Annotated in this window: 15 protein-coding genes; 7 read left to right on the top strand and 8 right to left on the bottom strand. The window is 34.9% G+C overall.

The window, feature by feature from the left end; translation table 11 throughout:
• Positions 1–38: 38 nt before the first annotated feature.
• From nadD to JKP34_RS04845, 5 genes are all read right to left on the bottom strand, one after another.
• Entirely contained in the window at positions 39–617 is a 579-nt protein-coding gene (nadD, locus tag JKP34_RS04865) for a nicotinate (nicotinamide) nucleotide adenylyltransferase (protein WP_201918272.1), read from the bottom strand.
• Between the two features lie 4 nt (positions 618–621).
• A complete protein-coding gene (gene gmk, locus JKP34_RS04860) occupies positions 622–1,191 on the bottom strand; it encodes a guanylate kinase (protein WP_201918270.1) in 570 nt (189 codons plus the stop codon).
• Between the two features lie 10 nt (positions 1,192–1,201).
• Positions 1,202–1,441, bottom strand: a complete 240-nt coding sequence (locus JKP34_RS04855) for a zf-HC2 domain-containing protein (RefSeq protein WP_201918268.1) — start codon at positions 1,439–1,441, stop codon at positions 1,202–1,204.
• A gap of 118 nt (positions 1,442–1,559) precedes the next feature.
• A complete protein-coding gene (locus tag JKP34_RS04850) occupies positions 1,560–2,150 on the bottom strand; it encodes a sigma-70 family RNA polymerase sigma factor (RefSeq protein WP_236664892.1) in 591 nt (196 codons plus the stop codon).
• A gap of 156 nt (positions 2,151–2,306) precedes the next feature.
• Positions 2,307–3,278 carry a glycosyl transferase family 90 gene (locus tag JKP34_RS04845; RefSeq protein ID WP_201918265.1) on the bottom strand — a complete coding sequence of 324 codons (972 nt, stop codon included), beginning with the start codon at positions 3,276–3,278 and terminating at the stop codon, positions 2,307–2,309.
• 136 nt (positions 3,279–3,414) lie between these two features.
• Here JKP34_RS04845 and JKP34_RS04840 point away from each other — a divergent pair, with 136 nt between their 5' ends.
• Genes JKP34_RS04840 through JKP34_RS04820 form a run of 5 tightly spaced genes read left to right on the top strand, consistent with a single transcriptional unit; the run spans position 3,415 to position 7,881 of the window.
• Positions 3,415–4,227 (top strand): hypothetical protein, encoded by an 813-nt coding sequence (locus tag JKP34_RS04840; protein WP_201918263.1) that lies wholly within the window; start codon positions 3,415–3,417, stop codon positions 4,225–4,227.
• Position 4,228: 1 nt separating this feature from the next.
• Complete coding sequence (locus JKP34_RS04835) at positions 4,229–4,996, top strand: glycosyltransferase family 2 protein (protein WP_201918261.1); 768 nt, start codon at positions 4,229–4,231, stop codon at positions 4,994–4,996.
• A complete protein-coding gene (locus tag JKP34_RS04830) occupies positions 4,993–6,087 on the top strand; it encodes a glycosyltransferase family 4 protein (RefSeq protein ID WP_201918259.1) in 1,095 nt (364 codons plus the stop codon). The genes JKP34_RS04835 and JKP34_RS04830 overlap by 4 nt, the downstream gene beginning before the upstream one ends.
• On the top strand, positions 6,080–6,898 hold the full coding sequence (locus tag JKP34_RS04825; protein ID WP_201918257.1) for a glycosyltransferase: 819 nt from the start codon (positions 6,080–6,082) through the stop codon (positions 6,896–6,898). Before JKP34_RS04830 ends, JKP34_RS04825 begins: the two co-directional genes overlap by 8 nt.
• Complete coding sequence (locus JKP34_RS04820; protein ID WP_201918255.1) at positions 6,895–7,881, top strand: glycosyltransferase family protein; 987 nt, start codon at positions 6,895–6,897, stop codon at positions 7,879–7,881. Before JKP34_RS04825 ends, JKP34_RS04820 begins: the two co-directional genes overlap by 4 nt.
• 51 nt (positions 7,882–7,932) lie before the next feature.
• Here the strand turns inward: JKP34_RS04820 and ahcY are convergent, their stop codons facing one another.
• Both ahcY and JKP34_RS04810 read right to left on the bottom strand, forming a co-directional pair.
• Entirely contained in the window at positions 7,933–9,240 is a 1,308-nt protein-coding gene (gene ahcY, locus JKP34_RS04815) for an adenosylhomocysteinase (RefSeq protein ID WP_201918253.1), read from the bottom strand.
• Positions 9,241–9,328: 88 nt separating this feature from the next.
• A complete protein-coding gene (locus tag JKP34_RS04810) occupies positions 9,329–10,093 on the bottom strand; it encodes a biotin--[acetyl-CoA-carboxylase] ligase (protein WP_201918250.1) in 765 nt (254 codons plus the stop codon).
• 159 nt (positions 10,094–10,252) lie between these two features.
• Here JKP34_RS04810 and rsfS point away from each other — a divergent pair, with 159 nt between their 5' ends.
• Entirely contained in the window at positions 10,253–10,600 is a 348-nt protein-coding gene (gene rsfS / locus JKP34_RS04805) for a ribosome silencing factor (RefSeq protein ID WP_201918248.1), read from the top strand.
• Positions 10,601–10,671: 71 nt separating this feature from the next.
• The gene (ftsH, locus tag JKP34_RS04800; protein ID WP_201918246.1) at positions 10,672–12,750 is read left to right on the top strand and encodes an ATP-dependent zinc metalloprotease FtsH; all 2,079 of its coding nucleotides are present in this window, start codon (positions 10,672–10,674) and stop codon (positions 12,748–12,750) included.
• A 105-nt stretch (positions 12,751–12,855) separates the two neighbouring features.
• Here ftsH and JKP34_RS04795 read toward each other — a convergent pair whose 3' ends face one another.
• Positions 12,856–14,163: a hypothetical protein gene (locus JKP34_RS04795; protein WP_201918244.1), complete on the bottom strand. Its 1,308-nt coding sequence runs from the start codon at positions 14,161–14,163 to the stop codon at positions 12,856–12,858.
• Positions 14,164–14,203 lie beyond the last annotated feature (40 nt).

Here is a 14,203-nt window from a genome sequence, read left to right as displayed (position 1 = left end):
ATTAAATTACAAAATAATCCCTAAAACTATTAGAAAAACTATCGATAGAGGTTTTTGGCATTAACTATTTCTATAACACCATCGGTCAATAAATACTTAACAGATCTTTCGTTTTTGATATTATCTCTGATAAATGTTGCCGAAATATCCATCATAGGAGCCTTAACAAACTTCACATTCTCGTGCTTTGTTAACTCAGATGGTTTTGCATTAGGTCTGGGATAAACAATTAATCCGAACTGATTTAAAATAAATTCATGATTCTTCCATTTAGGAAAATGGGAAAGGTTATCCTCTCCAATAATCAGTTTAAAATCAATTTCAGGGTGTTTATCAATTAGGTAAGCAAGTGTATCGGCCGTATAACTTGGTTTAGGCATTTGAAATTCCACATCACTAGCCTTCATTTTAAAATGATCAGCAATAGCAGCCTCCACCATGTCTATCCGGTCAAATTCGTGTGCTAGAGCACTTTGCTTTTTAAAAGGGTTTTGTGGTGAAACTACGAACCATACTTCATCAATAGCCTCAAATTCTATGATGGTATTAGCCACAATCAAATGGCCCACATGGATAGGATTAAATGAACCAAAAAAAAGCCCAACCCTTCTTGACATAATCTTAATTTAGAAAATTGCTAACAAGCTCTTCTGCCTTAACTAATGATTTTTGAAGATCTTCATTTACCAAAGTTTCATCAAACCTATCTTCGAAAGTCATTTCAAATTTAGCCTTATAAAGCCTTTGAGAAAGGCTGGATGAAGATTCCGAATTTCTTTTTGTAAGTCTTTGTTCGAGAATTTCAATGGAGGGTACTTTAACAAAAATTGCCAGTGCCTTATCCCCAAAGTATTCCTTCAGTTTAATACCACCTTTAACATCAACGTCAAAAATAACATGCTTACCCTGTGACCAGATACGCTCAATCTCTTCTTTTAAGGTCCCATAGAAGTTTCCTTCATAAACCTCTTCCCACTCTACAAATTCATTGTTATCAATCTTATTCTTAAAATCCTCTACTGTTAAGAAATAGTAATCGACACCATCTACTTCTGTTCTACCACGTTTATCTCTTGTGCAAGCGGAAATGGAGAAACCTAACTGGGGAAATTTTTCAATTAAGTGCTGAACTATAGTAGTTTTACCTGCTCCGGATGGGGCAGAGAAAATAATTGCTTTTCCTTGATGCATTAAAAAAATATTAAGAAGCCAGCTCTATTATTTTGGATTGGATGTTTGAGGAAAGTTCTTTTGGTGTATTAATCCTCTTAAGTCTTTCTTTCAGGCTTTCCTTTATTGAAGTATTAAGTTCAAATTCATTCTTACATTTCGGGCAATTATGAACATGTTGCATAAGTTCTAATTCCTGTTCTTTTGAAGCTTGCCCATCTATTACCAAATTTAGTAATTCGGTGCATTTAAGGTTTTCTTCTGCTATCATGATTGTTGGTTATAGGAAAAAATGAATTTGTAATTGTAATAAAGTTTAATCCTTTCGTTTGATGGTTGATTATACAAATATGACCAATGTTTTTGGCACTTTAAAATATCCAATTCTTTTATTTGCGCTTATCCTTGTAACCCATGCTATTAGCATAGGAAGCAAGCTTTTCCTTTAACAAGTTTCTTGCGCGGTGTAACCTACTCCTTACAGTACCTATCGGGATGTCTAGAATCTTTGCCATCTCTTCATAAGTAAAACCTTCCAAGTCACACAAAATGATCACAGTTCTGAAATCAACGGCTAATGAATTTAACGCATTGGTAATTTCATCACCAATCATATGCTGAACAGTTTCAACACGTAAATCGGTAGTATAATTAGCATCAACCTTTTCTGAATTGTAGTAAGTTTCAACCTCTTGATAATCAACTTTATTAGGTTGCTTACTTACCTTTCTATAATTGTTGATAAAACTGTTCTTGAGAATTCTGAACAGCCAGGCCTTTGCATTGGTTCCTTCTTCAAAGGATTTAATAAACCTAAAAGCCTTCATATAGGTCTCCTGTACCAAATCTTTGGCGTCATCTTCGTCCAGTGTGAGTCTAAACGCAAAATTATACATAGCATCAATATGGGGCATAAACTCCTTATCGAATATCCTTTGCTTATCTCGCTGATCGTACGCCATAGTTTCACCTGAATTCATAAATAATACTCAGTTTGGATATTATTAACCCAAAAAACCTAATAAAGTTATAGGTATAATTTTCCTATATCATCATGATATACGCTATTGACGACTTGTTAGATTAAATTGTTTAATAGAAAGACAAAAAGAAGATTGTATACTTTGACTTGAATGCTATTGCTTCTGCATTGTTTTTGTGAAATATTTGTTAAGAACTAGTAATGACACCAGATTCTCCTTCCTTTTATCCATAAACTGATCTATAAAAGCATGTGCATTCTCAATAATTCCAAGTGCTTTTTCTGGGTGATTTAGATAGTAATTAAGCTTTGTTTCCAAGTTTGAATAATCATCTTCTATATGTATGTAATGATAATCTGGAATCAGCCTGCCCTCCATAAACCAAGTCTCATATTTGGGAGTGGGCATTACAGCAATTGAATTAGAACTCATTACCCATTTAAGGTTGCTCGCTACGTCATTGCCTTCTAAACAAAGTATGAATTTAAACCTTAATTGCTCAGAAATAGTCATCCTACTAACCTTCCATTCCTTTTTGAGATTATTTCTATTAACCATTCCTATGTTACACATTGGGTGGTCAAAATACTTTTCTAAGAATTTAATTCTATGTGGTTGTGAAGGATGTACCTTACCCCTGCTCACAAGCATATTCTGCTTATCTTGAAATTGAAGTTTGTCATTCTTTATAAAAATGAAATGGCGTACTTTATTCAGATTTAATAAAACTGAGTTTTGATTATCCTCTGAAATCGGGCGACTTTTAACAATACATGGCTCATCCGGAATACTAGTTACATCCCCGAAAAGATAGGTGACTTTATAATGGGAGGGGAAGTATTTTAAATATTTAATCAGGTCAAAAAAATATGTTTTGATGTTGTTCTTCAATTTCAAATCAGACAACAAAATCGCTTCTTTTGATAACTCAAATGGCTCTTTAAGCTTATTATAATAATCAACACGTTTTTTAATGGATTCTAATGTAGAGCTGTCAAGTTTACTGCAAGCTATTTCCAAATTTGTGTTATAAAAATAGGCAGGTATAATCAACCTAAAATAATTCTTTGTATAGTATAATAGCTTACTAGGTTTGTGAGAAAATGATAATCTCTTTAATTCCATCTTACCTGTTTTTTACTCTTACCAACGTAATACATCTGTGTTTTAAGGTATTATTGTTAACTTCTGACTAAAAGGATTAGCGCTATAAAAAGCTAACATTATAACTATATTTGCCATTTGAACGATGTTCTAAAATATGTCAGAAACACAATTATTTTTTCATGTGGGTTTAGGTAAAAATGCCTCTACCTTTCTCCAACAACGATTCTTCCCAAAACTAAAGGAAATTCACTATACACAGTCCAACATTTATCGCTTTTTTCCAAAGATTGTAGCTCAAGCAAAACATAGTAAATATTTATTCTCACGAGAGTTTGATCGACAATTCTACATTGAGACCAATAAAATTGCTGACTTATCTAAGGATGCAAATATAATTATCATTTTAAGGAGAAATGATAGCTGGATTGCCTCTCAATACAGAAGATACGTGAAGAATGGAGGTAAACAGACATTCTCAGAGTTTATTGATTTGGAAAATGACAATGGAGAGTGGAAACAAAAGGACTTGTACTTCTACCCTATGCTTGAGCATTTACAAAAGAATTTTAACACCAAGCCTTTAATTCTCTTCTATGATGACTTGAAGAAGGATGCGGAAGCATTTCTTGACAGGATCGCGGGCTATTTAAATGCTAGCTATAACATTGCTGATATAGACCTTAGCGTAAAGCATAGCTCTTATTCTGAAAAGCAATTGAAGTTTATTTTTAAGCATGGTCCTTTTGACAAATCAAAATCATATAAAACCAATAACCGGATCGCGGGCTATTTAAATTACCGATCGAAATGGTTGGTAAACCACATCTATCTTGCTCTTGCTAAACGACTACCTGAAATTGATAAAAACAAAAAGCTGATAACACAGAATGAGCTAGAAAAGGTAGAGGAATTTTACAGAGAAGACTGGCAGAAGTGTATTGAATTTGCCCAAAAACACTCAGCATAGAATGAAGATAAGTGCTACCATAATAACATTTAACGAAGAAAAACATATAAAAGAATGTATTTCATCTTTACTTCCAGTTGCTGATGAGGTAATAGTGGTTGACAGTTTTTCTAATGATAAGACAGCCGAAATCTGTAAATCTTTTAAAGAAGTATCATTTTTCCAACAGCCATTTAAAGGTTATGGACAGCAAAAGAATGATGCCCTAGAAAAATGTAAAGGAGACTATATTCTGTCTTTGGATGCAGATGAGAGACTAAGCGAGAAATTGTCAAATGAAATATCAAAATTAAAAGAAACTGGCCCTTTGTATGAGGTTTATAAGGTATCGAGAATAAACAATTATTATGGACACTGGATGAAACATAGTGGTGAATATCCAGACTATAAAATAAGATTTTGGAAGAAAGGAAGTGTTTTATGGTCAACATCTAGTGTTCATGAAAAGGCTGTAGTTGAGTCTTCAAGCATAATTGGTAAACTTGATGGAGATATTCTGCACTATACAACATCATCATTATATACTCATGTAGCTCAGGTAAACAAATTCTCAGATTTAGCGGCAGATGGACTAATTCAATCAGGTAGCATCAATAATGCAATCCTTAAAATGCTTTTAGATCCTCCCTTTATATTTGTAAAGAAATATATAGTGAAACTGGGTTTTTTAGATGGTTTTGCTGGCTTTACTAACGCAATTATTTCAGCCCACTCTAAGTTTTTGAAGTATGCTAAATACATACAGAAAAAGAGATCAAACAATCAATGAAACTGCTTCATTTTAGCACTGAAAAACATTGGCGAGGTGGTGAGCAACAAATAGCTTACCTCGTTGAGGAGCTGAATCATACCGGTATTGAGAATTTTCTCATCTGTAGAAAAGACTCTGAGATGCAGAAGTATGCCAAGCAAAAAAACATACCTCACAGCGCTATTGCTATCAGAAATTCGATAGACATCTCTGCTATAGCAAAAGTTGCTAAATTATTTAATGAGCAAAAAGCTGACTTCGTTCATCTACATACCTCAAAGGCTCATTCCATTGGTCTTTTTGCGAATCTCATAAGTAATAAGCAAAAGTTTATTCTCCACCGAAGAGTCTCATACACCATCAAACAAAGCTCTATTAATAAGTGGAAATACAACCACAGTAGTATTAAGAAAATTGTTTGTATTTCGCAGGATGTTAAGAAGCAGATAAAGCTGATAGTAAAAGATGAGAGCAAACTTTCAGTGATATACAGTGGTATAGATCTAAGCAAATTCAAGAAGTTCGACAAAACTCAATCTTTAAAGAAAGAATTAAACATACCAGAAAAGCACTTTTTAATAACTGGAGTTGGTGCGTTATCTCCAGAAAAGGATTTTGAAACTTTTATTAGGACTGCCGCTGAAACCATACAAAAAAATGAGCAGGCTCATTTCCTAATTGTAGGAAAAGGAGCGGAAGAACAAAAACTTAAACTGTTAGTAAAAGATTTGAAGATTGAAGATAAGCTTACCTTTGCCGGTTTTAGAACAGATGTTCCTCAAATCTTACAAGCTTCTCATGTATTTATGCTCTGCTCAAGCTCGGAAGGACTAGGAACAAGCTTTATTGATGCTGCGGCAGCTGGCTGTGCTTTAATAGGAACTGATGCTGGTGGTATTCCAGAAATTATTGAGCAAGGAGTAAATGGTTACTTTGAACATATAGGGGACTATAAGGCGATGTCAAAAAGACTTATTGAGTTATTAGAGAATGAGTATTTGCTACAACAAATGAGTTTGAAAGCTAAAGAGAAAGCACAGAAATTTAGCATTAAGCAAATGACTTATCAATATTTATCGCTTTATAAACAATTGAATAAAGATGACTAAAGCTTCTATTATTATCGGTTTTTATAAAAGATTTGATCAACTCGAATTAATCTTTGAGGCACTAAAAAAGCAAGCAGAAACGGCTTTTGAAGTAATTATTGCCGATGATGGTTCTCCTCAAGAAGTAGTGGATAAAATTCAATTATACTCGAAAAAGAGCGATTTAATTATAAAGCACATTTGGCATGAAGACAAGGGTTTTAGAAAAACTACAGTTCTTAATAAAGCCGTATTAGCAGCAGAAAGCCCCTATTTAATTTTCATTGATGGGGATTGCATCCCTGATAAATATTTCATCGCTGATCACCTGAAATATAAAAAGACTCACAGGATGGTAAACGGAAGAAGAGTTGAATTATCAGAATTCTTATCTCAAAAAGTTAATGTTGAATTCATCAAAAAAGGGAATCTTCAACCACTGAAATATGTAGCGCTATGGGATAGTTTTTTTGGTAAAACCAGAAAGGCAGAAGTGGGCTTCCGGGTAAATAGTAAGAGTTTAAACGAAAAATACGGTTCTTTTAAGAAGGGCATTCTTGGTTGTAATTTTTCGATTCATAAAGCTGATGTGATTGAGCTAAATGGTTTTGATGAGAGGTATGAACATCCTGGAGTTGGTGAAGACACTGAACTTGAGAAGCGTGCACGACATGCAGGTTTTGAAATTTTCAAACCAAAATTAGCTTTAGTTCAATATCATTTATGGCATAAGAAGCAAAGCAGGGCTTTTGAAAAAGAAAATTTGGTGCTTCTGAAAGAAACTATTGATAACAAATACATCAAAACACCATACGGGATTAATAGCTTATGAATATACTTTTTATCGGTAGTGCCAAATTTGATTATTTACAAGACATCCTTTTTTCAGGGCTATTCAAAAAGCTAGGGAGCAAGAATTTAACAACCATTAATTTTCACAAGAATTATTTTCTTCCTCTCAAGAGTTACCCAAAAAACATGGGGTATGAAGGAAGGTCCTTATTAACATTCTCGCCTTTCTTATCTAACTTCAAGAAATTTGATGCCGTGATAGTAGGCTCTGCAAAGCCTGATGCATTTGAATCATATCATCAAATAAAGCATAAAATTCCTGAGCATTGTATAACTGTTTTTGTAGATGGAGGTGATAGGTCTGGTATTGGGGAAGATTTAAAAAGACTAGGTAGAGAGGAGCTTTATCCTAAAGCAACTGACAGACCCTTTGATTTGATATTCAAAAGAGAATATTTGAAGGAAACAACCTATCCTGATAATGTATTTCCTTTACCTTTTGGAGTAAATTTCAATACTACAAATCATATTAAAAGATTACCTCCTAAATATGATGTTACCTTCTGGGCCGTTGAATCACACCCTATTCGTACCAAGGCTTTACAGATAATACAAAATCAATATGATTGCCAATCTAATGGAACAAAGCTTAATCAAAATTTTAAGGACTATAATAGAAAAGGAGATTTCTACTTAGAAGAGTTATATAGAAGTAGAGTTGTACTTAACTTCAGAGGTGGTGGTTGGGACACTATGCGCTATTGGGAAGCCCCTGCTCTAGGTTGCTTTATGATAAGCCAAAAACCAGGAATTGTTATCCCTGATGAGTTTAAAGATGGTGAGCATTTGGTTTACGTAAAAGAAGACTTATCGAACCTTGAAGAATTATGCGATTATTATCTAAACCATGATCAAGCACGCTTAGAGATTGCGGATCGCGCCAAAGAGCATACTGCTAAATATCATTCAGACATTGCCAGAGCTCACAAAGTATTAAGTGAAATTGAAAGATTGAAGCAATAAAAAAGCCATCCGTATTTAAACGAATGGCCTTCACTTAATAAAACAATATAATTAATATCTGTAATATTCAGGTTTGAATGGACCTTCAGGCGTAACACCAATATAGTCTGCCTGATCTTTAGACAATGTATCAAGCTCAACACCAATTTTAGCTAGGTGTAAAGCAGCTACTTTCTCATCTAAGTGTTTAGGAAGCGTATAAACTGCATTCTCATATTTATCAGTATTATTCCACAACTCCATTTGCGCCAATGTCTGGTTAGTAAATGAGTTTGACATCACAAATGACGGGTGACCTGTAGCACAACCTAGGTTCACTAATCTACCTTCGGCTAAAAGAATGATTTGCTTTCCATTTTTTAGTGTAACCAAATCAACCTGTGGCTTAATATTGTCCCACTCTGCATTTTTATGCAACCATGCTACATCAATTTCATTATCGAAATGCCCAATGTTACAAAGAATAGCTTTGTCATTCATCAACTCAAACATTTCACTAGTAATGATATCCTTATTACCAGTCGCTGTTACTACAATGTCAGCTTCCGGAATAGCATTTTTCATTTTCTTAACTTCGAAACCATCCATAGCTGCCTGTAATGCACAAATAGGATCAATCTCTGTAACTATTACTCTTACTCCAGCACCTCTTAATGAAGCAGCAGAACCTTTACCTACATCACCGTAACCACCAACAACAGCTACTTTTCCAGCCATCATAACATCAGTAGCTCTTCTAATTGCATCAACCAATGATTCTTTACAGCCATATTTGTTATCAAATTTTGACTTAGTAACAGAATCATTCACGTTGATAGCTGGCATAGGAAGTGTTCCTTTCTTCATTCTTTCATAAAGTCTGTGAACACCAGTAGTAGTTTCTTCTGATAAGCCTTTAATACCTTCAGCTAATTCAGGATATTGATCTAATACCATATTGGTTAAATCACCACCATCATCAAGAATCATATTAAGAGGTTTCTTATCATCTCCTTCTCCAAAAAACAAGGTTTGCTCGATACACCAGTTAAATTCTTCCTCATTCATTCCCTTCCAGGCATAAACGGGAATGCCAGCAGCAGCGATAGCGGCAGCAGCCTGATCTTGTGTAGAGAAAATATTACATGAACTCCATGTTACTTCTGCACCTAAAGCTACAAGTGTTTCAATAAGCACAGCCGTTTGGATAGTCATGTGAAGACATCCAGCAATGCGAGCACCTTTTAAAGGTTGTTCCTTGCCATACTCTTCTCTTAAAGCCATTAAGCCTGGCATTTCTGCTTCCGCAAGCGTAATCTCTTTTCTTCCCCAGTCAGCAAGGGATATGTCTTTTACTTTATAATTCTGTGTTTCAGTCATCTGATTTTTATTACATTTTCGAATTAGAACCCAAAATTACCACATAAGTTTAATAATAGAAAGGCAAATGAAAGGAATAGCGCATTGATTACCTTTTGAAAGTCACCTCTTTAAATTGATAGCTACACTCTTTCCCTGTGGACTTAGCTATTAGTAACAATCCATCTTTTGACACTCCCTTTATGGTTCCTCTGAATGCTCCATCAGCATCCTCATAGTTTGCCATTTGTTGAAATTGGAACAAATGATTTATATAAGATTGATCTACTATTGATCTTTCACCCGATTTCAACATGAGATAATACTTTTCAATTTGATGAATTATCTCTTCAAGTATTTCTTCTATTTCAAAAACTAATCCTGAAGCCTTTAATACTGAGGTTGCTCCATCAGGAAGCTGATCAAACTGATTTACGTTTAATCCGATACCAACAATACTCTGCGTAATTGCCTGACTGCTTAAGGTGTTTTCAATGAGTATCCCAGCAATTTTCTGCTTATTTACATAAATATCATTAGGCCATTTTACCTCAATAGTTTCATGCGGTAGATATTTTTGTAGCGCTTCTAAAATTCCCAATGAAATGATTCTGTTCAAATCAAACTGTTGATGCGGTTTCAAGAATTTTGGTTTTAATAGAATGGAGAAAGTCAGGTTTTTGGATGGCTCGCTTAACCATGTATTTCCACGCTGTCCTTTACCCCTTGTTTGAGCATCTGCCTTAAGTACTGTGCCTTCGAACACCAGCTTTTCGTCTGCCATTTGCATCAGCATGTCATTAGTTGAATGACAGCTTGGCAGAGAAACATACTGTTTCCCTATAAATAAAGTATTGGCAAAGATTTTATGCACTATTATTTTGTAGCTTTAAGTTTGCAATCATCGCAAAGCTTGAAATAAATAATTTAATTTGTAAGCAAAGCTGATGTGTTTTTATTACCAGTAAACTGGTGTAACAAATTTCACGCAAACTATTTATTACAGCAAAAAATTAAATACTAAATACAATACATGGATTCAGAAGCTTTAAGTAAGCTAGTTGTGCAGGGAATGCAGGAGAAGAAAGCAAATGATATCGTTATTTTAGACCTTTCCGATGTGAAGAATGCAGTAGCCGATTTTTTTATTTTATGTTCAGCTAATTCAGACACACAGGTTGATGCGATAGCTGATTCTGTTGAGGAATTTGCTTTTAAGCAGGGAAAAGAAAAACCTTGGCAAAAAGAGGGTAAAAATAATAGAGAATGGATATTGATTGATTTTGTTACCGTGGTAGCTCACATCTTCAAAACTGATAAGCGAAATCATTACAATTTAGAAGACCTTTGGGGAGACGCTAAGGTTATTGAAGTAGCTTAAAATCAGTATCAAAACATAAATTGCTTGGCTACCGTTAAGCAGTTGACATTAAGGATAATTAACAAAGTATAATGGCAGAAAAACCAAAAAGTAATAAAAAGAAAATCATACCTAAGCCGCCACAAAAGCCTAATTATCAGGTTTGGGTTATCATCATATTAGTTTCAGTCGTTTTTGGAATCTCATTACTAAGTGGAAGCAATAACACTATTCAAATTTCTGAAAAGAGATTTGAGAGAATGTACATGAGCAATGATGTGAAGAAGGTGGTTCTATTAAAGAATCAGAGCTTAGTTGAAGTTTATCTCAAAGATGAAGCGCTAAACAACTCTAAATACATCAACGAGCTTGAAAGTCAAGGTAATCCCTGGAATTACAAATCAGGACCTCATTACAGTTTCAAAGTTCCAAACCTTGAAATTTTTAACAAAAATTTTCAAGAACTAGAAGCTCAGGTTTCAGACGATAAGCGAATTGGTTATGAGGTTGAAGAAAGAACCCAATGGTCAGACATGTTGCTGAACTATGGTTTCTTAATATTCCTCTTATTTGGTGTTTGGTTCTTGATGCGAAGAATGACTGGACAGGGTGGTCCTGGAGGTCAAATCTTTAATATTGGTAAATCAAAGGCTGCGCTATTTGATGCTGAAAACAAGGTTAAAATCACTTTTAAGGATGTTGCCGGACTTGATGAAGCAAAAGAAGAAGTAGCAGAAATTGTTGAATTCTTAAAGAATCCTTCAAAGTTCACTACCCTTGGGGGTAAAATTCCTAAAGGTGCGTTATTAGTAGGCCCTCCGGGTACTGGTAAAACTTTATTAGCCAAAGCCGTTGCTGGTGAAGCAGGTGTTCCATTTTTCTCACTTTCAGGTTCTGATTTCGTGGAAATGTTTGTGGGTGTTGGTGCTGCCAGAGTAAGAGATTTGTTTAAGCAAGCAAAAGAGAAAGCTCCTTGTATCGTATTTATTGATGAAATTGATGCAATTGGTAGATCACGAGGTGGGGGTAAAATGCCAGGCTCAAATGATGAAAGAGAGAATACCTTAAACTCTCTTTTAGTGGAAATGGATGGCTTCTCAACTGATTCAGGAGTAATCATTTTAGCGGCAACCAACAGACCTGACGTACTAGACTCAGCCTTAATGAGACCAGGTCGTTTTGATAGACAAATCAGCATTGATAAACCCGACATTATCGGTAGAGAGGCTATTTTTAAAGTGCACTTGAAACCATTAAAGGTTGATACACAAAGTGTAGATTCTAAAAAGCTTGCCGCACAAACACCAGGTTTTGCTGGTGCAGAGATTGCTAATGTTTGTAATGAAGCAGCACTTATAGCTGCCAGAAGAAATAAAAAGGCAATTGAAATGCAGGATTTCCATGATGCCATTGATAGGGTAATTGGTGGACTTGAGAAGAAAAATAAGATTATCTCTCCTGATGAGAAAAAAATTGTTGCTTACCATGAGGCTGGTCACGCAGTAGCAGGCTGGTTCTTGGAGCATGCTGATCCTTTGGTGAAAGTAAGTATTGTACCAAGAGGAGTAGCTGCATTAGGGTATGCACAGTATTTACCAAAAGAGCAGTTTCTTTATCAGACAGAGCAGCTGATGGATGAAATGTGCATGGCATTAGGTGGTAGAGCTGCAGAGGAATTAACTTTTGGCAAAATTTCAACAGGTGCCTTGAGTGATTTAGAACGAATTACCAAAATGGCTTACAGTATTGTAAGTGTTTACGGTATGAATGATAAAATTGGTAATGTTTCATTCTACGATTCTAAAGACGGTGGTGATTATAAATTCACTAAACCATATTCTGAGGCGACAGCTAACACCATTGATCAGGAAGTAAGAAAGCTGATTGATGCAGCTTATGAAAGAACCAAGCAGTTACTTAGCGATAAGCAGAATGAGCTTGAGACTCTTGCGCAAGAGCTTCTTGAGAAAGAAATACTCTTCCAGTCTGATCTTGAGCGATTAATTGGTAAAAGACCTTTTGATACGCAGACTACTTATGAAGCTTTCACCAATGCCAAAAGCCATGCTGATGCTTCCAAGAAAAAAGAAGAGGAGAAAAAAGAAAGTGAAAACAAAGACTTAGAAGGTGAAGCAGTTTCAGAATCAAAAGATGATTCGGAAAAGGCTTGATCGTCTAAATAATTATAAAAGGAAAAGGGACCAGATGGTCCCTTTTTTTATGGAATGCAATAAAAGTTTATTAAGTAACGGCTTAGAGATATGAAGTAGATTCGATCAATTAGTCAGTCCAGTCTTTTTATTCTTTTTAATAAGTTTCATTTGAGCCTGAATACGTTCATTAAAATCTAAAGGGGTTTCAACAGCTAGAACAACTTCTTCATTGGCATCTGTTATGACATAGAAAGGCAGTGTAGAAATCCTTTTGTCCTTCCACTCACTCTTCCAAAAAGCATCCGCACTTTTAGGAAAAAGATGATTACCACTCAAACCCTCCCTTCTTATAATTGCCTTTGCCTTTTGCTCTTGTTCAAAAGCATTCACACATACGTATATGAAATCGAAATAATCACCAAATGTGGATTGCAATTGTTTTAAGTGATGATATTCATAATCCATGGCACCCCCAAAAGTGGTCCAGAAAACGATGATTGCAGGTTTCTTATAGTCACGTTTTGAAAAGAAAGCATTTAAAGATTCATCTACATCGAAACCAACTACCCAATTAATTTCAGTTGATTCAGAAGGTAACATATTGGCCTTTTTAAGTTCTATGGATTTCTGAGCAGCAAACTTCACACGATTATCTAAAACTTTAAAATCATCAACAGTATTTGCAGACTCCATAACCACTAAGGGTGCGGATGGTCTAAAAAAATGATATAATTGAACAGCCTGAACCATACCTTCAGGCATTGTATTTTTGATAAGTTCATATTGCTCTTCAATGCTGAGGGTTCTACTTATATCTTTCTCAGAATATTGAAAGGCCAATGAATAAAGCAGTTCTGAAAATTTTATGAATGAAGGACTATTATATTTCAGTTTGAAGTCCTGCCCGTTACTGTAATGCTTGTCAATATAGTTGAGTAGCTTTTTTGCTGAACGTTTATCCCAGTATTTAACACCATTTTCCTGATAGCCATAAGCATTATCAACTTGAATTAGACTATCAATAGTAGTTAATTGATTTTTATAATACTTTTCTATTTCAAACAGATGAAGTAGCCACTTCCCATTTACATTGGTTTCAAAAAAGTCCTTCTTACGATTAAAAAGAAAAAAGGCATCACTCTTTATTTTAGAATTTTTAAGATCAATGGTGATATAACTACCCTTAACATAAAGCAAATATGGTTCACCATCCACCACAACCTCTAGGAGAGTAAAACTGCCATCATCCAGTCCGAAAGTGGTTTTTTCAGGAAAGTCGAAAATTGGTTGATAGGTTAAGTAATCACCCAAGGCGGCATCCTTTAGGGAAATCTTAACATTTTCTTGGTGTTCAACTTCAACAAGTACTGTAGCTGCAGAAAAAAGTTCATTACTAACTGCCAGGCAAAGCAGTAAAAATAAATGGCGCATAAAAGGTTGATTTTAAGGGGGCAAAATTAACCAATATAAT

This window comes from Marivirga atlantica, assembly GCF_016734805.1.
Classification (GTDB): Bacteria; Bacteroidota; Bacteroidia; order Cytophagales; family Cyclobacteriaceae; genus Marivirga; species Marivirga atlantica.
The sequence above is the reverse complement of the archived record's forward strand: the minus strand, read 5'-3'. Positions and strand labels throughout refer to the sequence as shown.